This is a genomic window from Marinobacter sp. DUT-3, from assembly GCF_050379435.1.
Taxonomy (GTDB): Bacteria; Pseudomonadota; Gammaproteobacteria; order Pseudomonadales; family Oleiphilaceae; genus Marinobacter.
Window position 1 is genome coordinate 1 of the sequence record NZ_JBNRMG010000008.1, and the last position, 21,121, is coordinate 21,121.

At 55.6% G+C, this 21,121-nt stretch carries 18 protein-coding genes and 2 riboswitches; of the genes, 2 read left to right on the forward strand and 16 right to left on the reverse strand.

Annotated features, from left to right (window positions below):
- Nucleotides 1-57: 57 nt before the first annotated feature.
- From ACQUWM_RS12360 to ACQUWM_RS12375, 4 genes are all read right to left on the reverse strand, one after another.
- Entirely contained in the window at nucleotides 58-426 is a 369-nt protein-coding gene (locus tag ACQUWM_RS12360; protein ID WP_131484147.1) for a 2OG-Fe(II) oxygenase, read from the reverse strand.
- A gap of 460 nt (nucleotides 427-886) precedes the next feature.
- Complete coding sequence (locus tag ACQUWM_RS12365; protein ID WP_428922362.1) at nucleotides 887-1,276, reverse strand: hypothetical protein; 390 nt, start codon at nucleotides 1,274-1,276, stop codon at nucleotides 887-889.
- Nucleotides 1,277-1,349: 73 nt separating this feature from the next.
- Nucleotides 1,350-1,823 (reverse strand): hypothetical protein, encoded by a 474-nt coding sequence (locus ACQUWM_RS12370; protein WP_428922363.1) that lies wholly within the window; start codon nucleotides 1,821-1,823, stop codon nucleotides 1,350-1,352.
- A gap of 71 nt (nucleotides 1,824-1,894) precedes the next feature.
- Nucleotides 1,895-2,539 carry a hypothetical protein gene (locus ACQUWM_RS12375; RefSeq protein WP_428922364.1) on the reverse strand — a complete coding sequence of 215 codons (645 nt, stop codon included), beginning with the start codon at nucleotides 2,537-2,539 and terminating at the stop codon, nucleotides 1,895-1,897.
- 294 nt (nucleotides 2,540-2,833) lie between these two features.
- Between ACQUWM_RS12375 and ACQUWM_RS12380 the strand changes: the two genes are divergently transcribed.
- Nucleotides 2,834-3,787: an IS110 family transposase gene (locus tag ACQUWM_RS12380; RefSeq protein WP_428922365.1), complete on the forward strand. Its 954-nt coding sequence runs from the start codon at nucleotides 2,834-2,836 to the stop codon at nucleotides 3,785-3,787.
- A gap of 28 nt (nucleotides 3,788-3,815) precedes the next feature.
- Here the strand turns inward: ACQUWM_RS12380 and ACQUWM_RS12385 are convergent, their stop codons facing one another.
- The 6 genes from ACQUWM_RS12385 to ACQUWM_RS12410 form a co-directional block, all read right to left on the reverse strand.
- Nucleotides 3,816-4,391 (reverse strand): DUF6714 family protein, encoded by a 576-nt coding sequence (locus ACQUWM_RS12385; RefSeq protein ID WP_428922366.1) that lies wholly within the window; start codon nucleotides 4,389-4,391, stop codon nucleotides 3,816-3,818.
- 103 nt (nucleotides 4,392-4,494) lie between these two features.
- A complete protein-coding gene (locus ACQUWM_RS12390) occupies nucleotides 4,495-4,800 on the reverse strand; it encodes an NIPSNAP family protein (protein WP_091984497.1) in 306 nt (101 codons plus the stop codon).
- A 134-nt stretch (nucleotides 4,801-4,934) separates the two neighbouring features.
- The gene (locus ACQUWM_RS12395) at nucleotides 4,935-5,315 is read right to left on the reverse strand and encodes a GFA family protein (protein WP_428922482.1); all 381 of its coding nucleotides are present in this window, start codon (nucleotides 5,313-5,315) and stop codon (nucleotides 4,935-4,937) included.
- Nucleotides 5,316-5,544: 229 nt separating this feature from the next.
- Nucleotides 5,545-6,624, reverse strand: coding sequence for a VRR-NUC domain-containing protein (locus ACQUWM_RS12400; protein ID WP_428922367.1), 1,080 nt, complete (start codon nucleotides 6,622-6,624; stop codon nucleotides 5,545-5,547).
- 413 nt (nucleotides 6,625-7,037) lie between these two features.
- Nucleotides 7,038-8,096: a ribonucleotide-diphosphate reductase subunit beta gene (locus ACQUWM_RS12405; protein ID WP_428922368.1), complete on the reverse strand. Its 1,059-nt coding sequence runs from the start codon at nucleotides 8,094-8,096 to the stop codon at nucleotides 7,038-7,040.
- A gap of 62 nt (nucleotides 8,097-8,158) precedes the next feature.
- Nucleotides 8,159-10,930 (reverse strand): ribonucleoside-diphosphate reductase subunit alpha, encoded by a 2,772-nt coding sequence (locus tag ACQUWM_RS12410; protein WP_428922369.1) that lies wholly within the window; start codon nucleotides 10,928-10,930, stop codon nucleotides 8,159-8,161.
- A gap of 156 nt (nucleotides 10,931-11,086) precedes the next feature.
- A riboswitch (cobalamin riboswitch) is annotated at nucleotides 11,087-11,303 on the reverse strand.
- Nucleotides 11,304-11,393: 90 nt separating this feature from the next.
- On the opposite strand from ACQUWM_RS12410, the gene ACQUWM_RS12415 reads away from it, so the two are divergent.
- A complete protein-coding gene (locus tag ACQUWM_RS12415; RefSeq protein WP_428922370.1) occupies nucleotides 11,394-12,116 on the forward strand; it encodes a DUF3047 domain-containing protein in 723 nt (240 codons plus the stop codon).
- Between the two features lies 1 nt (nucleotide 12,117).
- On the opposite strand, the gene ACQUWM_RS12420 is transcribed toward ACQUWM_RS12415, so the two are convergent.
- From ACQUWM_RS12420 to ACQUWM_RS12445, 6 genes are all read right to left on the reverse strand, one after another.
- A complete protein-coding gene (locus ACQUWM_RS12420; RefSeq protein ID WP_428922371.1) occupies nucleotides 12,118-12,882 on the reverse strand; it encodes a substrate-binding periplasmic protein in 765 nt (254 codons plus the stop codon).
- A gap of 124 nt (nucleotides 12,883-13,006) precedes the next feature.
- Nucleotides 13,007-13,858 carry a universal stress protein gene (locus ACQUWM_RS12425; RefSeq protein WP_428922372.1) on the reverse strand — a complete coding sequence of 284 codons (852 nt, stop codon included), beginning with the start codon at nucleotides 13,856-13,858 and terminating at the stop codon, nucleotides 13,007-13,009.
- An 85-nt stretch (nucleotides 13,859-13,943) separates the two neighbouring features.
- The gene (locus ACQUWM_RS12430; protein ID WP_428922373.1) at nucleotides 13,944-15,431 is read right to left on the reverse strand and encodes a SulP family inorganic anion transporter; all 1,488 of its coding nucleotides are present in this window, start codon (nucleotides 15,429-15,431) and stop codon (nucleotides 13,944-13,946) included.
- A gap of 85 nt (nucleotides 15,432-15,516) precedes the next feature.
- A complete protein-coding gene (gene nhaB / locus ACQUWM_RS12435; RefSeq protein ID WP_428922374.1) occupies nucleotides 15,517-17,022 on the reverse strand; it encodes a sodium/proton antiporter NhaB in 1,506 nt (501 codons plus the stop codon).
- Between the two features lie 310 nt (nucleotides 17,023-17,332).
- Nucleotides 17,333-18,556, reverse strand: coding sequence for a D-amino acid dehydrogenase (locus ACQUWM_RS12440; RefSeq protein ID WP_407001716.1), 1,224 nt, complete (start codon nucleotides 18,554-18,556; stop codon nucleotides 17,333-17,335).
- A gap of 187 nt (nucleotides 18,557-18,743) precedes the next feature.
- A riboswitch (glycine riboswitch) is annotated at nucleotides 18,744-18,843 on the reverse strand.
- A 133-nt stretch (nucleotides 18,844-18,976) separates the two neighbouring features.
- Nucleotides 18,977-21,103, reverse strand: coding sequence for a TonB-dependent siderophore receptor (locus ACQUWM_RS12445; RefSeq protein ID WP_428922375.1), 2,127 nt, complete (start codon nucleotides 21,101-21,103; stop codon nucleotides 18,977-18,979).
- Nucleotides 21,104-21,121 lie beyond the last annotated feature (18 nt).

Consider the following 21,121-nt stretch of genomic DNA (forward strand, 5'->3'; position numbering starts at 1 on the left):
CAGTGGTAATGGGCGCCAACGGAGCGCAGCGTAGTTGGCGTCCCGTTGACCACATTGTTATGTGTTTTTAACCCATCCAATGCTGAGCACATAACGACTCCCCTGCTTGACTGGCGTCACTGAGTGCTCAGAAATATCAGACCGGAAAAGTTTGATCCTTGAGCTCTCAAAAATCGGGTTGCTGCACCGAAAGTGGCCACCAGACTTTGGCTGCTTGAGCACCAGGTTAAACCGGTAATGCTCTCCGCTATTAACTTGATCGACATGGGGCGGTATACCCTGACCCTCTCGGAATCGGAGCAGGTACACGTCAAAAGGATTTGGCCAAAAACCGGCCCCGACGAGCATCTTATCGTATCCTGTGTTTTGCCGGCCTTTCTCCCAGCGGAAAAGACGGGAAAGAAATCTCTTGATACTCAACTCCATGATTCCTAATTACACATAACGCCCGCCATAAGCGGCGCCCTGACAAGGGCGTCCGGTGGAGGGCCATCGGCCCGGAACAGACTTAATGGCATTGTTATACATTTTCACCAGATTGCCCCATGACGCCTTACAGCTGGTCTTTATGCTGAGACTCTGAGTTCGAAAGCACGCAGTACTCACTGCCATCATCAAAACCTTTCTCTACAAGGCTTATACAGTGATGGGTATCTCCATCATCAAGTGACAACCTGACCTCTAGGTCCTGATTCTCAAAGCTCTCCAACTCACTGATTAATTGCCGTATTGTTTTTCCTCGAGTTACCCACTCTGGAACTGGATGCTTCAATTTCTTCACCATGTATAACGCTGATGGTAACCGGCACCGTAGCGCAGCGAAGGGAACCAAAGCCCGCCAGGGGTTTGGTGTCCGGTTGACCGTATGGTTAGCTGCTGATGCCGTTCACTCTCTGACAATTTTGATATCCCCAATCTCTGTAGCTCGCAGAGGCCTTGTTGCACCTTTGATAAGGACAGACTTAGGCCCAAGCCACTCAACCTCAATACCGGAGTTTTTAGGATGGCCTGTTTCGATGTAGAAGTTCCCGGCATCATCCGAGTGAAGCTCCTCCCCAGAAGCCAAGATCGATAGCTGAGTTGAGAAACCAGTGGTTGCGCCGCAGTCCCGCTGAAAGACGACAACTTTGTGCGCGCGATCCGGTGCCCATATTTCTGACTCAACTTGATTCCCGCACATATCATCAAGCGAAAGCCAAACAGCTGCCATGCCGCCAACTGCAATTACCACCAGTACTAGCAAGACCCCGAAAACAGCTTTGATAACTCTGCTCATCCTTTACAGCTAACGCCCTGGGTAAGCCGCCGGGACGGAGCGCAGCGTAGTACCGGTCGGCTTCACCCACTGGTTAAACATGACGGCCTTCGAAAAGGGGCTTTAGATGGAACTGGACGAGCGCTTCTAACAAGTTCAAGGCGAATCCGTCGCCCTGGTCTTCTATCAAAAATTCCATCCTAGACATGTTCTCTTTTATCCATTGTTGGATATTTTCTTTGTTTAACTCATCTATCTCGCGGTGTTTGCCCTCGGGGAAGCACCGCTTAAACCGCCCCTTGTACTTAAAGATCGACTTGGGCAGTGTGCTGGGCGTCGTTTCATCCAAGTTGTAGTGATGTGAATTCCAGCGTGCTTTGCTTTTCGGCCCAGCCTTTCCCACCTTGAAACAATGCTCGCCAGCCACGAAAGCATAGACACCACACATGCCGGTTTGCAGAGAAGTGGGGTTATGGGTAGGACCGCTGTCCATGAATTCTTGGAACACCTCTATCCCAGTGATTCCTTTGAATTCCTCAGCGATTCTATCTGCAAGTGCCTGATTCATTGTTCGTACTTCATAATGTTTAACGCCAGCAGCAGGGGCGCGACTTCAGGAGCGTCCCTTGCCTGCGTTTGTTAACTGTTTTTGAGTGGGTTAAAGCTTTCGAAATACCGTTGAATCTCATCCCTAATCTCATGAGCTGCCTCTTCAATTTGAGAGACACCGAGTCCTTGCTCATACATTCGGTCGTTAATTTTATTGTGGAACCAGTGATGATTAGTCTCAAGTGTATCCCAGTACTTACCTTCTTTAAGGCCACTCTTGTACTCTTCTAGCTCTTCGATAAATGCTTTGAACATTTCATCGGACCTTTTCTGAAGTAGATCGACCACCTTACTCCTAATAGGTTTTGGAACGAATGGGTCAGATTTTATTCTATCCAGAAAAACTCTCAGCTCTTCGAATTTTGAAGGAAGTCTGACACCAGGTGGCATTTCTTTGCTGGTAATAATTTCATGTTTGTATGGAATTATCTTATCATGAAGGTCATCCAATACCTCTTTAGCTTGATCCTCTCTAGCCCAATATTTTTCCGAAGTTGGATCAAACTCTTCGTATATCTCATTAGAAAGTTGGGCCAACCGTTCCATAACCTTTTTTTGATATTCGGTGTTTACAGAATTCAATAGCCCATTCTTGGCTTTTATGTAAGTCAGCACTGCAACTATTGAGGCTGTTAAATAAAATATAATTTGAAATACCTTTAGCGCTATATCCAAAATTTCTCCTCGACAGTTAACGCCGCTCAGCACGCGCGGTTACGGAATGGAGGCGCAGCCGCAATGCAGTAACCGTCGCCGTGACTGGCCTTGTATGGATAATTTCTGCCGTGTTTGGGTAAATTGAGGCCCACCCCCAGTGGCCGCTGGGGGCCTTCATGCAGCAGCTCGATGTTGGCAGGCTCCTCATTCGAGAGACCGGTAACAAGTGCGTAGCGCTGCATGACTCTCAAGCGATAACTCGTACAGTCATCGGGGCCTCGAGCCCGTATAGCAAGGCAGAGTCAGCTTATTATGAACACCACAGAAATCCAAACTTCACTGAATATCGGTGTCGACGTTGGTAAAGCCAACCTTGATATCGCTCTCCATCCTTCCGGACAGTTTTATTCAATTCCCAATAGCGAAGCCCACATTCGTCGGTTCGTGAAGATCCTCAAGGACTACGATATTGAACGAATCGTGGTGGAGGCCACAGGGCGCCATGAGCATGCCCTGGTTCAGGCCTGCAATCAGGCAGGCTTACCGATCATAGTCGTCAATCCCACCAGTGTCAGACGTTACGCTCAGGCCATCGGCGTGCTCGCCAAAACTGACCGTATTGATGCCCAGGTGATTGCCAAATATGCTGCCACACTCAAGCCGGAATTCAGACCTATCCCGGACAAAACATCACAAAAGATCAGAGACTTATTGGCCAGGCGGGCTCAGCTTATGGAGATGTCCACCATGGAGAAAAGCCGTCTCCAGATCATGCCAAAACCCCTTCACCGATCCATTAAAAGCTTACTCAGGATGCTGCAGAGCCAGATTGAAACGATCACCCGACAAATCGAGCAGGAAGTGGCCAAAGTGGATCACTGGCGTACCAAAATGGACATCATGACCAGTGTGCCCGGTGTCGGAAAAGTGCTCGCCTACACCTTCCTGAGTGAGCTGCCGGAACTCGGCTCTCTGAACCGAAAGGAGATCGCCGCACTGGTCGGTGTCGCACCCATCAATCGAGACAGCGGCAAGCTCAATGGCAAACGGAGGATACGAGGTGGGCGCCCCAGAGTCCGAACCGTGATGTTCATGGCCATGCTCTCATCCATTCAGTGCAATCCCGTTTTCAAACGCTTTTACGAACGCTTGAAGGCCCAGGGGAAGATTCCAAAAGTGGCCGTCGTTGCCTGCATGCGAAAGATGATTGTGGTGCTCAATACCATGGTCAAAAATCAGGAACCGTGGCGTGAAAAAGTGGCTTAATATATGCGATTGACACCACAGTCACTTGTTAGGAAGGCCTCTTCCAATGTAGCTCCAGTGCCTTTTGGATGGCTCCGTAATCATAACTGTACTCATCTCGTGTAAGGCACCAAGTGAGATATTCTGAAACAGCTCTTTTCTGGCCTTCACTCAGCGTAGCGAACTTGCTGTGAAAATGACGCCCTAAATCAAAAGTGAGGTGAAATAGTGGGTCACCAACTTCGCCCGTGATGCTGGCGACAATGAATGCAGGCAAATGAAATTTCATCCCCTCAGCATCGAAAAATGAAAGACTGCTGTGGCAGCCTTCGAGCAGTTCATGAGATATCGATTCCCAGTGAAACTTCTCGTCTTTCTTTCGCCACTTTGTCTGCACCTCGTCAGGTTCTCGGTTATCGATAGCCTGCGCTTGCAAAAGTCCAATGCCGTTTCCAAGTTCCACCCCGCAGAATGCATCTTTGACCATCTCAATAATCTGATCTTGGGTACGGGCGTGATAGTTCGCCACTTCTTGAAGGTCGCCACAATTCATACACACGAAGTACGCTGTGCCATCGACCATATCTGGCTTTGGGTATTCGTCACTGCAGGCTTTGCACTTCATCTGATATTCACAGCCGTCCTAACGCTTGCATAAGCGGCGCCCGAATAGGGCGTCCGGTGGAGGCCCGTCGGGCCGGAACAGACTTAATGCACTTGTTACAAGCTTACTCAAAAACCGGCCTCATAAAACTGCGTTCACAGCTTAGTACACAACGAGTTTCTTCAGCGTATTTGAAGGCGGCTTGGCAATCCGAGTCTTTGAACGAGGCCTCACGGTACTTTTCATAGGCTGCCAGAGATTCGAACGTGAATAGTGCGATGGCGATATTGTTGGCACCCTCGGAAGGCAAGAAATACCCATGGTGCTGACCGCCGAACCTCTGAACCAAAGGTATCCACATCTTGGAATAGCGCTCGAACTCGGCGGCTTTGTAGGGATCTATAACGTACTTTAGGTAGCAGGTAACCACTTGAACTCCCTTTCAGTTGGCCTTGTAACGCCGCTCAGCACGCGCGGCTTTGTAGTGAAGGCGAAGCCGTAACGGAAAAGCCGTCGCCGTGCCTGCTATTGTTATGTGCTGCAACATATTCTCCGGTGCTGAGTTTATTCTTGTTTTAGCGCATATTCTTGGAGAAGCTCCGGAAACTTTTCCTCCGGTGGAAACTTACAGAAACTACGCATTGCGCCGGTAAAAGCCCACTCCAGCTTTTCATCTGTGTAAGTTTCAATGAATGGTTTATAGGTTCGAGAGCCCTCTAGCATCGTTGAGCGTACATTTACAAAATCATCCATACCTTCGGGCCGTGTGAATAGCCAGCTCATACAATGCCCGCAGAAAAAGTGGCGCGTGCTCCCATGCAGTCCACCGATAACAGGTTCCCCTGATGTAATTGAGAATGCAGCGCTCGGGAATAGCGAGCTCAAGCTAAATGCGCTAGACGTCATTTGCTGACACCCTGTGCAGTGACAAGCCATTGTGATCATTGGCTTTGCGCTAACTTCAAATTCCACCTGCCCGCAACGGCAATGACCTTTTACCTTATGTAATGGACTGTTCACTATACTCTACCTCCAAGTTCAATATGGTTAGCGCTTCCCACTCATTCCGAGTTCAGGACTTGCCAGCAGGCCACTGTAGGACACATAACGCATAGCTTTGCGGCAATTTTGGAACCGCGAAGCGGTGGAAAAATTGTCCGGCAACAGCGTATTGTTATGCATTGCCGACTTTAAAAATTGTTGCATGAAAACCCATGTGGGCGTGATTACCCAATAGCCAATTTTTTTGATCTTCACTCAGTTTGTCGTTCTTTGACTTAACTTCGACGAATCGAATCTCATCGTCATTGTGAACCAACAAATCTGGCCATCCGCAAAAATTGCCCCAATAATCCATAGACAAGTAATGAAGCACCTTCTTTAAGCGTTTCAACCCAAGCACACACATTACTTCTTTCGCTTTCAAAACGTCGCTGTCACGGTGCGCCCAAAGATATTGTCTAAAGTCAGAACTATGACCAAGCCAATAATCGAAAAGCCATTCAAGATCGTCTAATTCACCTATGTGCCAATTTATCAATTCTTTTTGTCTTTCGTAGTACGACTTGCTTCCAAAATCCTCTGGAAGGATGGTAGATATAGGACCTTCGTCTGACCTACCGTTGTCAAAATCCTTTCTACTTCCAAACTGGACGAGGCGACCTTTATCATCCCCAAAATCTTGGATTACGAGAAACATGAATACACCGAACAAAACGTGAAATGGCACGCTCTCGACATGCATCACTCTGTATCCGAGACGCTTAAAATAACGAGAGGCAAATTCCTCTACAGAGACAATTTCTTTATCGTCTCGAATACCGACTTTTCTCCCTTCAGTTTTAACGTGCTCGGCATTGACGAGAACAACTTCGGTGTTCGTTTGAGATATAACTTCAGACTGAGATAGCTCGTTGTATTGATACTTAGGTGAAGTTTCATGAAGCCGTTTTATCTCTTCAATAACCTGCTTCTCAATAATCTTCCGTTCATCCGGAAAACTAAACTCATATAAGCTAGAGTCGTTCGGGTCAATCTCTGGATGTGAATCGTAGAATCTTTTAGTGGTCTCAAAAAAAATCTCACGCCAGTAGTACCTGGCTATCTTTGATGTTGCACCATGCATTGGAGCTTTTGGAGCAGCTTCGGGCTTTTCTCCTCTGCACTCCGGACAAGTGTTCTCTTGGAATCCAAGTGTGACGGGCACCCTCTCTCTAGAACCATACCAAGAGCCAAATTTAAGCTGGTGAGGCAAGAACCGCTCGCCGTGCTCCCTATCACAGGTGCACATCATTATCTCTTTACAAAACTCGCACTGGTATTTGCGAATCAAGTCGTATTGATTTAGGCATTTCAGCGATCGATGCGTGCAATTCGTATTCATAATTTATGCATAACATTTGTATATGAGTCTGAATGATCACTTTTCCACTGACTCATATCTCAATTCAACAATCCCTCAAAACTAGGCAGAAAATCCAGTCCCGTCAATCAGTTCCGTGCATTAAGCCCTTAAAACCACAATGCAAAAACGATCATTACGCCTACTATCCCAAATTTCGGAACCATCTGTAAGCACATGAATTCATGAGTTAATTTACTCATAAACAAAGTTGTGCCCAGTTCATGGTCGCAATGACCGTTTTTCCATTCAATTTCCCGCGCGATCTACCACTCCAACTGCGCCCCGGTCTGGTACTCAATCACCCGCGTTTCAAAGAAGTTCTTCTCCTTGCGCATGGTGGCCTGCTCATCGAGCCAGGGCGAGACGTTCTTCGCCCCCGGGAACGGTTCTTCCAGGCCCACGGTTCTGGCCCTGCGGTTAGCCACGAAGCGGAACTGTTCGCTGTGGTACTCGGCGGAGTAGCCCAGAATCGGGTCCCGCAGAATGTAGTCGGCGTAGGCGGTTTCTGCGGCTTCGGATTCGTCCCACATGTCTCTGACGGCTTTCGGGTCCAGGGTGATGTTTTCTTCTTCCAGGATCTGGTTGACCACTTTCAGGCCGAAGGAGAAATGCATGGCTTCGTCCCGAAGGATGTATTGCAGCTGTTCGCCGGTGCCGCGCATCAGGCCGCGGCGCTGCAGGGCGAAGATGGGGCTGAAGCCGTTGTAGAACCAGGCGCCTTCGAACACCGCTGCGAAGAACAGGTAAGACATGATGAACTCCTGCAGGTCGTCCTTGTTGCGCAGGTTCATGTCGGAGCGCATGGCAGCGTCCAGGCGACGGTTGGCCATCTGGATCTTGCCGTTGATGGCGGGGACCACGCGGTAGCGGTTGTAGATTTCACTCTGGTCCAGGTTGAGTGTTTCGATGCAGTGCTGGTAGGCCCAGGTGTGCATGGCCTCTTCGTACACCTGGCGGGCCTGGTAGATCTGCAGTTCCGGGGCGCTCATTTTCTCCATCACCGCCAGGCCGATGTTGCGCATGGCGAGGATGTCGGAGGTGGTGAGGTAAGCCAGCACGTTTTCGTACACGTGCTTCTCCGGTGCAGTCAGGCGGTGGTGGTAGTCGTGGACGTCCTGGGCCATGTTGACGTCCAGCGGGGTCCAGTGGTTTTTGTTGGCGTTCATGAAGTACTCCCAGGCCCAGGGGTACTTGAACGGCGCCAGCTGGTTGATGTCGGTTTCGCCGTTGATGACGCGTTTGTCGTCGACGTTGACGGGGGCCGGGCCTTCGGGGGTTGCCGGTTTGGTTTGGTTATTTGGTTCGTCGTCCCAGTTGAGCATGGTTATGCCTCGTACAAATTCATTGGGAAGTCGGATTACGCTTTGCTAATCCGACCTACGGTTTATTGGCAGGCTTCGCAGTCGGGCTCGTCGATGCTGCATACCTGGGGTTGCGGCGCGGCGACCGGGGCGGATTTCTCGGCGCCGGTAGCGCCCAGCGAGCGCAGGTAGTAGGTGGTTTTCAGACCGCGTTCCCAGGCCAGTTGGTACAGGGCGTCCAGTTTCTTGCCGCTGGGTTCGGCCATGTAGAGATTCAGGCTCTGGGCCTGGTCGAGCCATTTCTGGCGGCGCGAGGCGGCTTCCACCAGCCATCGGGGGTCGATCTCGAACGCGGTGGCGTAGCGGGCCTTGAGTTCATTCGGAATGCGGTCAATCTGTTGCACGCTGCCGTCGAAGTATTTCAGGTCGTTGACCATCACGTTGTCCCACAGGCCTTCGGCCTTGAGGTCCCGCACCAATGACGGGTTGACCACGGTAAACTCGCCGGAGAGGTTCGATTTCACGAACAGGTTCTGATACGCCGGTTCGATGGACTGGGACACACCCACGATGTTGGAAATGGTCGCTGTGGGGGCAATCGCCATGACGTTGCTGTTGCGCATGCCGTTCTTCGCGATCAGCTCCCGCACCGGGGTCCAGTCCAGCCGGACGTTGGTGTTCACAGACAGGTCGCCTTCGCGCCGGGCTTCCTTCAGCAGCTTGATGGAGTCGATGGGCAGGGTGCCCTGATGCCACAGGGAGCCTTCGTAGGTTTCATAGGCACCCCGTTCGCCGGCCAGGGTGGCCGAGGCGCGGATGGCGAAGTAGCTGAGCTGTTCCATGGCGACATCGGCAAATTCCACCGCCTCCGGGCTGGTGTACGGCAGACCGAGTTGATACAGCGCGTCCTGAAAGCCCATCAGGCCCAGGCCGACCGGGCGATGCTTCAGATTGGAGTTTCTGGCCTGGGGTACAGCGTAGTAGTTGATGTCGATGACGTTATCGAGCATGCGCACGGCGGTGGCTACGGTACGCTCCAAACGTTGTACGTCCAGCTCACCATCGCGGATATGGGCCGCCAGGTTCACCGAGCCCAGGTTGCACACGGCGATTTCGTCGGCGCTGGTGTTGAGGGTGATTTCAGTGCACAGATTGGAGCTGTGCACCACGCCCTGGTGCTGTTGCGGAGAACGCAGGTTGCACGGGTCCTTGAAAGTGATCCACGGGTGGCCGGTCTCGAACAGCACGGTGAGCATCTTGCGCCAGAGCTGTTTGGCAGGGATTTTCTTGGACAGTTTGATCTTGCCCTGCTCCGCCAGCGCCTCGTAATGCTCGTAGCGTTCACGGAAGGCGTTGCCATACAGGTCGTGCAGGTCCGGCACGTCGCTGGGGGAGAACAGGGTCCAGTCGCGGTCTTCGCGCATGCGTTCGATCAGCAGGTCCGGCACCCAGTTGGCGGTGTTCATGTCGTGGGTGCGGCGGCGTTCATCGCCGGTGTTCTTGCGCAGCTCCAGGAATTCCTCGATGTCCAGGTGCCAGCTTTCCAGGTAGGCGCACACCGCGCCCTTGCGCTTGCCGCCCTGGTTCACCGCCACGGCGGTGTCATTCACCACTTTCAGAAACGGCACCACGCCCTGGCTCTGGCCGTTGGTGCCCTTGATGTGGGAGCCCAGCGCGCGCACCGGCGTCCAGTCGTTGCCCAGACCGCCGGCCCATTTGGACAGCATGGCGTTGTCGCGGATGGCGCCGTAGATGCCTTCCAGGTCGTCACCTACGGTGGTGAGGTAGCAGGAGGACAGCTGGGAATGGCGGGTACCGCTGTTGAACAGCGTCGGTGTGGACGCCATGTAGTCGAAGGACGACAACAGGTTATAGAACTCGATGGCCCGTTCGTTGGGGTTGTCTTCCCGCAGCGCCAGGCCCATGGCCACGCGCATGAAGAACACCTGGGGCAGCTCCAGGCGGGCACCGTTCCAGTGCAGGAAGTAGCGATCGTACAGGGTCTGCAGGCCGAGGAAACCGAATTGCAGGTCCTGTTCCGGCTTGATGGCCGCGCCCAGGCGCTCCAGGTCGAACGTGGCCAGGGCCTCGTCCAGCAATTCGTACTGAATGCCGGCTTCGATAAAAGCACTCAGGGCCTGGGGATAAATCTCCGCCAGCGGCAGGCTGCGGGGCAGGTCCAACGCCGTGGCGGTTTCCATGCGTAGTTGTTCCAGCAGGAGGCGGGCGGTGACCGCGCTGTAGTCCGGCTCCTGTTCGATGCGACCACGGGCGGTCATCACCAGTGCCGACAGCACGTCTTCCTCGCCGATGCCGTCATAGAGATTGCGCAGGGCGTCTTCCACCAGGGATTCGCCATCAATGCCTTCCAGCCCGGCTGCGGCCTGCTCTACCTGAAGCTTCATCAGGCCCAGGTCCAGCGGCACGGTGTCGCCATTGGCCTGTTTGACGGTCAGGTGCGGGTGGGCTTCCATCGGTGAATGAAGAGCCCGTTCGCGGGCGTGTTCTTCCCGGTACAGCACGTAGGCGCGGGCAACCTTTTGCTCTTCGGCCCGCATCAACGCCAGTTCCACCTGGTCCTGGATGTCTTCGATATGCACCTTGCCACCGGCTTTCAGGCGCCGGCTGATGGCGTGTATGACCTGCTCGGTGACCCGCTGGACGGCATCATGGATGTGGGCGGAGCCGGCGGCTTTATCGCCTTCCACCGCCAGGAATGCCTTGGTGACGGCCACGCTGATTTTCGCTGGATTGAATCCAACGAGGGTGCCGTTGCGTTTAATTACCTGAAGGGAAGCGGTATCGTCTGGTTGGGAAGCATCGGCCGGGGGGTGGGCCGCAGTGGCGGTGGACATGTCGGTTCTCCTGAGTACGCGTTGGTTTGCTTGTCCTTCGCGTAGGCAGAGAATCGGGGAGGCGGCAGCCAATGATGTCGGATTACGCTGTGCTAATCCGACCTAAGGGGCCACGGGTATGTACCTGATCCGGTCCTGCTCACCTTGAACGCGAAGGTGCAGTTGTTTTCCCTGGCAGGTCTTCGGACTCAGGGGCGTGAACCGTGTGGTTCGGCCTTGCGTGGCGACTTCCCGGCGGTTGCCAGTGTCATGGTGCCACGCTTGTTCCCCAATACCGCTGCGCGTCAGTTCCGGAGTCTCACCGGATTCCCGATACCGTCGAAGTGTTTAGAAAATAAACACTATATCTGGTATATGACCAAGGATAGGGACACTATATACACGAAATGCCACGGCAACAAGGCACTTTTTATGACGGTCGCGGTCAACCACACAGTCATCGGATTCATCAATGGACGCTACTATGAAAAAACCGGATTCACTGAAGTCGCTGTTTCTGGGCACGGCACTACTGGTCGCCAGCGGGGTCGTGGTTGCGGGCACCACCATCAAGCCGTTTTCGCAAATGGATCAGCTGGACGATGGCTGGGAGCCACTGGAATTCCCGAAAATCGATCGCCACACCACCTACCGACTGATTGAGGAAGACGGCACCCAGGTGATCGAGGCCCAAACCCGTAACAGTGCCTCAGGCCTGATTGCCCGCCTGGATGTCGACCCCGGGGATTCGCTGGTTCTGCGTTGGCGGTGGAAGGTATCCAACACCTTTGAAAAAGGGGATGCCCGCAAGAAGTCCGGGGACGACTACCCTGCCCGCATCTATGTGGCGTTCGAGTTCGAACCGGACAAGGCCGGCTGGTTCGAGCGTGCCAAACGCAAGACCGTGGAAGCCCTGTTTGGCGAAGAGCTACCGGGCAATGCCATCAACTACATCTGGGCCAACCAGCTTGCAAAGGGGGAAACCGTAGCCAACCCTTACGCCGAGGAAACCATGATGATTGCGGTCACCTCCGGTGAGGAGAAGGCCGGCGAATGGGTAACCGTGGAGCGGGATATCGTGGCGGATTACCGGGCAGCGTTCGGTGACGAGCCCCCGCGTCTGAGGGGCGTGGCCATCATGTCGGATTCCGACAACACCGGGGAATCGGCTACCGCCTGGTATGGCGACCTGAAATTAAGTCAGTGAGTTACTGCAGCAGATCTTCCGGGTAACCGGGTATGAAAAAGCCCTTGTTCAGCTCTCGCGCCGGTGGAACTTCACCCCGCTCCACCAGCCGCAGGTAGGCATCGTCGAATTCCTCACGCAGGATGGCAGCCCTCGGGTTGGCCAGGGAGAAGATCCAGGCGCCGTTGCGGGTTCTGACTTCGGAATCCCTGAGCATCCGATCCGAAGGATGCGTGAGAATTTCCCGCACGGGCTGCCGGTAGTCGAGCAGATAGTCGCCGCGGTTACGCTTTAACATATCGATACCTGAGCGGTGGTTGGGCGCTTCGGTTATCTCTATGTTATCGAAGGCTTCCAGCCTGCCCAGCAGGCCGCCATAGGTGTAGCCGCCAATCACAATCAGTGTCTTGCCGTTAAGGTCGTCCAGGTGGGTCAGCGGTGGCGTGCCCTCCACGTACCAGGCGCTGAGTTGCACCGGAATCGGACTGACCCAGGTTTCCAGCACCGCATCCTTGAGGGACGGAATACCGGTCATGCCGGGCCAGACATCGATGTTTCCGTTTTGCATGTAAAGATAGATCCGGCTCACCGGCAGATAGATAAAATCCGGCGTGTAACCGGCTTCCTCCGCCACTTTGCGGGTCAGATCAATGAACAGGCCATCCGCTTCGCCATCGGCATTACGGTATTCAATGGGCGGGAATTCAGCGTAGGCAATTCTCAGCACCGGGCGGTCGCCATCGGCCTGGGCAGGCCCCACTACCATCAGCCCTGCAGCGGCCAGCATGGTAGCCAGTGCCCACGCCCTGTAAAACCGAAAACACCGTCTGCCCATAGCCTTCATCGTTTTGTTGCGGTCTCATTAAAGACTAACAGAGCGCAGCGATTATGCACGTCGCTCTCACCCACCCCTAGCGCAGGATAACCAGGGGCTTCTCGGCGGTCTTGAGCATGTTGGTGGTGGTACTGCCCACCAGGAACTGACGAATGCGGGAATGGCCATAGGCGCCCATGACCAGCAGGTCGATATCGTGCTCATCCTGATAGGCGTGCAGGGTTTTCTCCACATCGCCGGCACGAATGGCCAGATGCACTTCACACCCCAGGTCCGCCAGCATACGCTCGGCTTTCTTGAGCTGTTCCCAGCGATCGTTGGTGTCCGGGCCGATCATCACCAGGTGCAGGGGAAAGCCCCTGAACACCGGGCTGTTGGCCAGCAGTTCGATACCCTTGAACGCGGTCGCGGAACCGTCGAACGCCAGCATCGCGCTGCGCGGCTCGGAGAAATTATCGGGCACCAGCATAATCGGACGGTGTACGCTGCGGATCACGGTTTCCAGCTGGCTGCCGATGTGTACATCACGTTCGGTACTGGTTTCGCCGTGCAGGCCCATCACCAGCAGGCGGGTCTCGTTTTCAATCGCCAGCAGGGAGTCCGTCAGGTCACCGTGGCGCTGGCGCTTGATCACATCCTGGACGCCGCGGGATTTCACCCGTTCTTCGGCAGCATTAAGCATGTGATGGCCCTGCTCCAGTGCCAGCTTGCTGCGCTTCTCGTCCAGTTCCGCCAGTTCCTCCATCAGGTGTTCCCGGCTACCCAGGCCAATGCTGCCCGCCAGGTCAGTCTCTGCCGGGTAGCGCTCCTCATCCAACACGTGAAACAGCGTCAGCGGTGTTTCCATACGCTGGCTGGCCCACGCCGCATAATCACACACGGCCAGTGCCGCCCTGGAACCATCAATACAACCTACGATCCGGGTCATCGTTACCTCGCTACCTTGGTTCGACTCTTTATTGTCATTATGCGGATTTGCATCAGCGCGGCCTTGAGTATGATCAGTAGTCATATCAGTGCCCCATCAGCTGGTCAACCGCATCCGGTTTGTCGTGCACGCCGAAACGATCAACGATGGTGGCGCTGGCTTCGTTGAGGCCGATAATCTCAACATCCGCACCTTCACGCCGGAACTTGATCACCACCTTGTCGAGGGCGCCTACAGCGGTAATATCCCAGAAGTGGGCACGGCTGAGGTCGATCACCACCTTATCCACCGCTTCCTTGAAGTCGAATGAGGCGGTGAATTTCTCGGAGGAGCTGAAGAACACCTGGCCAACGACACGGTAGGTGCGGGTTTCACTGGCTTCGTCCAGATCGGAACTGACAATCATGAAGTGGCCAATCTTGTTGGCGAAGAACAGCGCCGCAAGCAAGACACCAGCCAGCACACCGAACGCCAGGTTGTGGGTGGCGACCACGACAATCACCGTCACCACCATGACGATGTTGGTGGACAGCGGGTGCTCTTTGAGGTTGCGAATCGAATCCCAGGAGAAGGTACCGATAGACACCATGATCATCACGGCCACCAGCGCGGCCATGGGGATCTGGACCAGCCAGACGTCAAGCACCAGCACCATTACCAGCAGGAAAACACCGGCGGTCAGCGTGGACAGGCGGGTACGGCCACCGGACTTGATGTTGATGATGGACTGACCAATCATCGCGCAGCCCGCCATACCGCCGAGCAGGCCGGAACCGATGTTGGCGATGCCCTGGCCCTTGCACTCGCGGTTGCGATCGCTGCTGGTATCGGTGAGATCGTCCACGATGGTGGCGGTCATCATTGATTCCAGCAGACCGACCACGGCCAGCGCCACGGAATACGGCAGAATAATCATCAGGGTTTCCAGGTTCAGTGGCACATCCGGCCACAGGAAGATCGGCAGGGTGTCCGGCAGCTCGCCCATATCGCCGACGGTGCGGATATCCAGGTCAAGGACCATCGCTACGGCGGTCAGGCCGACAATACAGATCAGCGGAGACGGCAGGATTCTGCCAACCTTCGGAATCAACGGGAACAGGTAGATAATGCCCAGGCCAGCGGCGGTCATGGCGTACACGTGCCAGGTCACGTTGGTCAGCTCCGGCAACTGGGCCATGAAGATCAGGATCGCCAGAGCGTTGACGAAACCGGTCACCACCGAGCGGGACACAAACCGCATCAGTCCACCCAGTTTGAGGTAACCAGCGCCGATCTGAAACACACCGGTCAGCAGGGTGGCGGCCAACAGGTATTCCAGGCCGTGTTCTTTCACCAGGGTGACCATCAGCAGCGCCATGGCGCCGGTAGCGGCGGAGATCATGCCCGGGCGGCCGCCCACGAAGGCGATGATGACCGCAATACAGAAGGAGGCGTATAGCCCGACCTTGGGGTCCACCTCCGCAATGATGGAGAAGGCGATGGCCTCGGGAATCAGCGCCAGCGCCACCACGATGCCTGCCAGCAGGTCACCGCGAACGTTAGAGAGCCAATTGTCTTTTAACGATTTGATCATAAACGTTTCCGGTTAATTCAAGACTGCAGAACGACAGCATCCCCGCCCGGCCAAAAGCCCGACGGGGAGTGTAAAGCCGCAATGTTCAGATGTGATTAATGACCATGTACAGGCCGACGGTGCCCATCACAATCATGTAGGGGAACGCCATCACCACCATGCGACCGTAGGAAAGCCGCACCAATGGTGAAATGGCGGAAGTCAGCAGGAACAGGAACGCGGCCTGTCCATTGGGGGTTGCCACACTCGGCAGGTTGGTACCGGTGTTGATGGCAATGGCCAGGGTCTGGAAGTGGTCGTAGCTGATGCTACCCGCATCCAGTGCCTGCTTGATCTCGCTGATGTACACGGTGGCAACGAAGACGTTGTCACTGATCATTGAGAGCAGGCCGTTGGCGATAAAGAACATGCCCGGCTGCTGCTCTATCGGCAGTGACAGGACATACTCGATAATGGGTTTGAACAGGTGCTGTTCGTGGATCACCGCGACGATGGCAAAGAACACCACCAGCAGCGAGGTGAACGGCAGGGACTCCTGGAATGCCTTGCCGATCTGGTGTTCATCGGTAATGCCGGTGAACGAGGTGATCAGGATGATCACCAGCAGGCCGATCAGCCCCACTTCCGCCAGATGGAACGCCAGCCCTACCACCAGAACCAGCGCCGCGAAAGCCTGAATCCACAGGGCGGCCTGATCGGCCTTGGTGCGCTTGTTGCGCTCGTTATCGGCAAACTCTTCCAGTACACGGCGCACCGGCTTCGGCAGGCGACCGCCGTAACCGAACCAGCGCAGTTTCTCCAGCAGCCAACAGGTGGTCAGGCCAGCAAACAGCACCGGGATACTGACCGGCGCCATGTGCAGGAAAAAGCTGGCAAAATCCCAGCCCACCACCTTGGCGATCAGCAGGTTCTGGGGCTCACCCACCATGGTGGCCACGCCACCCAGCGCGGTACCGATGGCACCGTGCATCAACAGGCTACGCAGGAACGCCCGGAAATTCTCCAGGTCTTCCCTGTGCAGTTCGATGACGTCGTCATCGCTGTTGGCGTTGTGATCCTTGTGCTGGTAGCCCTTGCCCGACGCCACCTTGTGGTACACCGAGAAAAAACCCACCGCCACGCTGATAATCACCGCCGTCACGGTCAGCGCATCCAGGAAGGCCGACAGCAGCGCGGCGGCGGCACAGAACAGCAGCGACAGCGCCGATTTGGAACGCACACCCACCAGGATCTGGGTGAAGGTCACCAGCAGCAACTCCTTCATGAAGTAGATGCCGGCCACCATGAACATCAGCAGCAGGATGACGGGGAAGTTAGTGAGTACTTCCATATACACTGCATCAGGCGTGGTAAGGCCGATCAGCAGAGCTTCCACCGCCAGCAGGCCACCGGGCAGCAGCGGGTAACACTTCAGCGCCATGGCCAGGGTAAAGATGAACTCACCGATCAGCAGCCAGCCTGTGACGCCGGGACCAAACACATACAACACGATGGGGTTGATGATCAGGAACAGCAGAATGACCTGCTTGTACCAGACAGGCGCCTTGCCGAGAAAGTTGTGGGTAAAACCTGAGATGACCGAGTTGGGCATTACAAAATCTTCTGAGTGATCGGGCGATAACAATAATGCGACAGGCAAGTCGCATCTTCCTTGATATTTGTGTACCGGTCAGTCAGCCACAGGTGGTAAAAATCCCCACCATTGGTCGTAGTTAACCAGCAGCACAGGTCAGCCGAATGCTAGGGCGGAGTGATCATCAGAAAGCGTTTGTCGGGGGCGGGCATGGAACAGGTTTCCGGGTGCGCGTGTTTTAGGGGCGCGAATGGTACCAGAAAAATGAACAGATGGTAAGAAAATGAGCCACCATTGTCGCTTACCCCATGCCGCTCCTCGGTCAGGATCAGGCTGAAGACGCCGCCTCAACGGAATCCGCCAGCATCTCGGCGGTAATCGCCGACAGGGTCCAGCCCAGATGGCCATGGCCGGTGTTGTAGAACACCGTGGGAAGGCGCCCCGCCCCGACTCGCGGCATCATGTTGGGCAGCATGGGACGCAGCCCCGCCCACGGCACCACACGTCGGGTACAGACCCCCGGGAAACACTGCTCCACCCAGCGGGTAAGCGGCTGAATCCGGTCATCGCGGATATCGCGATTGTAGCCACTGAATTCCGCGGTACCCGCAACACGAAAGCGGCCGTCGCCGAGCCGGCTGGTGACGATCTTGGTGGCATCGTCCAGCAGGCTGACGGTCGGCGCTGATTTCCGGGAGTCCTCGTCATCGAGCTCAACGGTGATGGAGTAGCCTTTGACCGGATAGATGTTGACCCGGTCGCCCAGCTTTGCCGCCAGCGCCCGGCTGCCAACGCCGGCACAAATCACCACGCCATCAAAGGTGTCACGGTGTTGCTGTTCGCCATCGTAGGCCGTCACCCAGGCGTGGTTCTGGTCCGCGCTGAGCTCGGTAACGGTGTGTTCGTAGCAGGTCCTGACCCCAAGGCGCAGGATCGCTTCGGCCAGGCCGTTGGTGAACTTGTGGATATCACCGGTGGAGTCGCTTTCGGTATAGAAACCGCCGTAGTAGCTTCCCGCCAGCGTCGGCTCAATCGCACGCATTTCGTCCGGCGTCACCGCCCGACGCTCCAGACCACCGGCGGCCAGCAGTTTCGAGACATTCGCCGCGTGATCGAAGCCGGCCTTGTCCCGATAGATGTGTAGGATGCCCTGTTTCTTCAGGTCGAAATCGATGCCTTCTTCCTGAGCCCAGTTAAACAGATGCTCACGGGCGGCGATCGCCAGACGGGCGGTTTCGGTGGTGTTCTTTTCGTACTGGGGAATCGCCGCGATGAACTCGGCAAACCAGCTCAGCTTGTGCCAGGACGGTTTGGGATTAACCAGCAGCGGCGCATCCCGGCGGGACATCCACTTGATGCCCTTGATCACCGTCTGCCAGTTATTCCAGACCTCCGCATTGGAGGCTGACAGCTGGCCACCGTTGGCAAAGGAGGTTTCCATCGCCGCGTAACGGTGCTTTTCGTAAACGGTCACATCCAGGCCGCGCTTGGCCAGCGTGTAAGCCGTGGTAATACCGGTGATACCACCGCCAATAACCGCAATTCTCTTCATGGCATTCTTCATGGAGCTCTCCAGGGCATTTTCCACGAGGCGTCAAGGGATTCCTTCCTACCCAGAGGGTAGCAAGCACCCCTTCCGTCTCGGAACCTGAGAGATTCACACGCCGTTTCAGCGAAACCGGCGGCTTGCTCCTTCGGTGTGCCGACTGACGCGGTCGTCGACAGCTCTTCGGAAAGTCATCATGTCAGCGGTCCTTTTGCCTGAGAGTTTCCGGGGCAGTTGCTCCTTCGGCGCCGGGCGCATCGGTTGTGCGATTCGGTCTCTCCCGCTGACATGTCTGGTCTACTGTTTACACCAGTCTGCCTCGCACCATAGCAAATAACTCCTTTTCGTGACACTGACCCCGGTCACAACCGTTTGGCTTCGCCACCCGCCGCTGCCTGGCATTACCGCGGAAACGATGAAATGACGTCAGAAAGTGTAGCGGGCGGAAAGGGTAACCTTCAGCGGATTGCCGGGGTATACGCGGCCAGGGTAGTACCCACCCGTCCAGTGCTCTTCGTCTGTCAGGTTTTTGCCCAGCAGGGAAACGTCCAGATCGCCCGCCCGGTAGAAGGCGCCAGCGTTAAAAAGCGTGTAGTCGGGCAGAGTAAAGCCGTCCTCGAATGTTTTCCGTTCACCAACGTACTCCGCGCCGGCGCCAACGGCAAAGCCGCTACCCAACCGGTACTTGCCCCACAGGGTGGCTGCGTGACGTGGCGCCCCTTCCTTGGTCTTGCCGACATTTTCGGAGACCTCGTCTTCGGTGATTTCAGCGTCGTTATAGGCATAGTTGGCAATGACAGACAGGCGCTCGCTGACGTTGCCTACCACTTCCAGCTCCAGGCCACTGGCCTGCTCCTGGCCGCGCTGGCGCATCAGTTCGATATTGCCGGTTATGTCAGCCGGGGTCACGATGTCGTCGTTGATGATGTGATACAGCGCTGCGGTGAACAGCAGATCACCACCGAATGCCAGCTGCTTGGCGCCAATCTCGTACAAGCGGCTGGTGGTCGGATCGAAAGGACCGCCCTCCTGTTTGGTATAGCCGAAATTAGGCTCGAAGCCCTCAGCGTAGGTGCCGTAGAAGCTCAGACTTTCAGTATGGCGGTATACCACCCCGAGCCGGGGGGCCAGATCACTGTCTGAATTCCTGTCACCACCCACGGGCTCGGTGCTGAAACTGGAATAGCGAAGGCCGGCCAGCAAGTCCCAGTCGCCCAGGGTAATCTGATCCTGCAGGAAAATGCCGGTACGCCAGTTGTCTGCCCCCCAGGGACTTCCCGAAGACTCGGTCAGGGTGTAGCTGTCCACCGGCCGGCGGATATTCCTGGGATTGAGAACGTCGAAAACGAATACGTCGCTGGCACTCCGGTGCCGGGACTCATCCTCCTGACTCAGCGCGTCGGCGCCAACCACGAGCCTGTGGGATACGTTGCCCGTGTTGAACCTGCCAGTGGCATAGACAGTACCGCTGAGGGTCTCTGCTTCGGTGTCACGATCACCGTACTTGACGTTGTATTCGCTGCCGGACGGCAAACTGTTGCCCGTGCGGTGCTCGCTGAGATCCTCATCATAATGATGGTATTGGAACGCCGCCGCCAGGCGCCAATTGTCCGACAGCGCCTGGTCCAGTGACACCGCAGCCGTATAGTCCCGGAAGTCGAGCCCGTCCCCGGGCTGGGTCACCGACACGTCAATCGGCACCGCGCCCAGGGAGTCAGAGTCGGCGAGATTCGGCTGGCCGCGGTCCAGCACTGTCTCGCGGTTGGTGTAACTCAGTTCCAGGTTTACCCGGGTGTCTTCGCTGGGAACCCATGACAGCGAGGGCGAGACGCTGTAACCCTTGTCAAAGACAGCCGTTCTGAATGAATCGTTGTCCCATGTCGACGTATTGAAGCGGTACAGGAAGGAGCCACTTTCGTTAACGGGGCCTGTCGTGTCGAAGGCAACAAGGCCTTGGTTGTCACCCGATCCGAACGTTCCCAGGTCTGCCCGCAGTTCATGACGGCTCTCTGCCAGCGGCTTCTTGGTGACAATGTTGATCACACCGCCAGGGCTGGCCTGGCCGTAGAGCACGGCCGACGGCCCCTTGATCACCTCCACCCGCTCGACATTGGCAATGTAGGGCTGAGACCAGAAATTATTGTAGACCCGAAGACCGTTAACCCGCCGGTCGTCCTGGTTACGAAACCCCCGAATGGTTATATCGTCGTAGACCGAGAACTCATTAACCCCGGCCACATAGGGCGCCACGTCGTTGAGCTGCACCAGGTTCTGTTCCTCGATGACTTCCTTGGTCGTTATGCCGACCGACTGTGGAATGTCCAGGACATGGGTTTCCGTCTTGGTGGCAGAAAAGGTGGTTTCCGCAAAGTCGGTCCTGCCCTCTCTGCCAGTGACCTCAATCGCCTGGAGCATGACCGGGTCATCGAAAGCGTCGGGCTGCCCGGGGTCCGCCTGCGCAGTTACCGGCAGTGTTGGCATCAGTGCCAGGGCAGCGAGAGCGACGGTCCGGGGCGTGAACAGGGCGTGAGGGTTATGTTTCTGAGGCATCATATCAACCAGTCCTTTTGG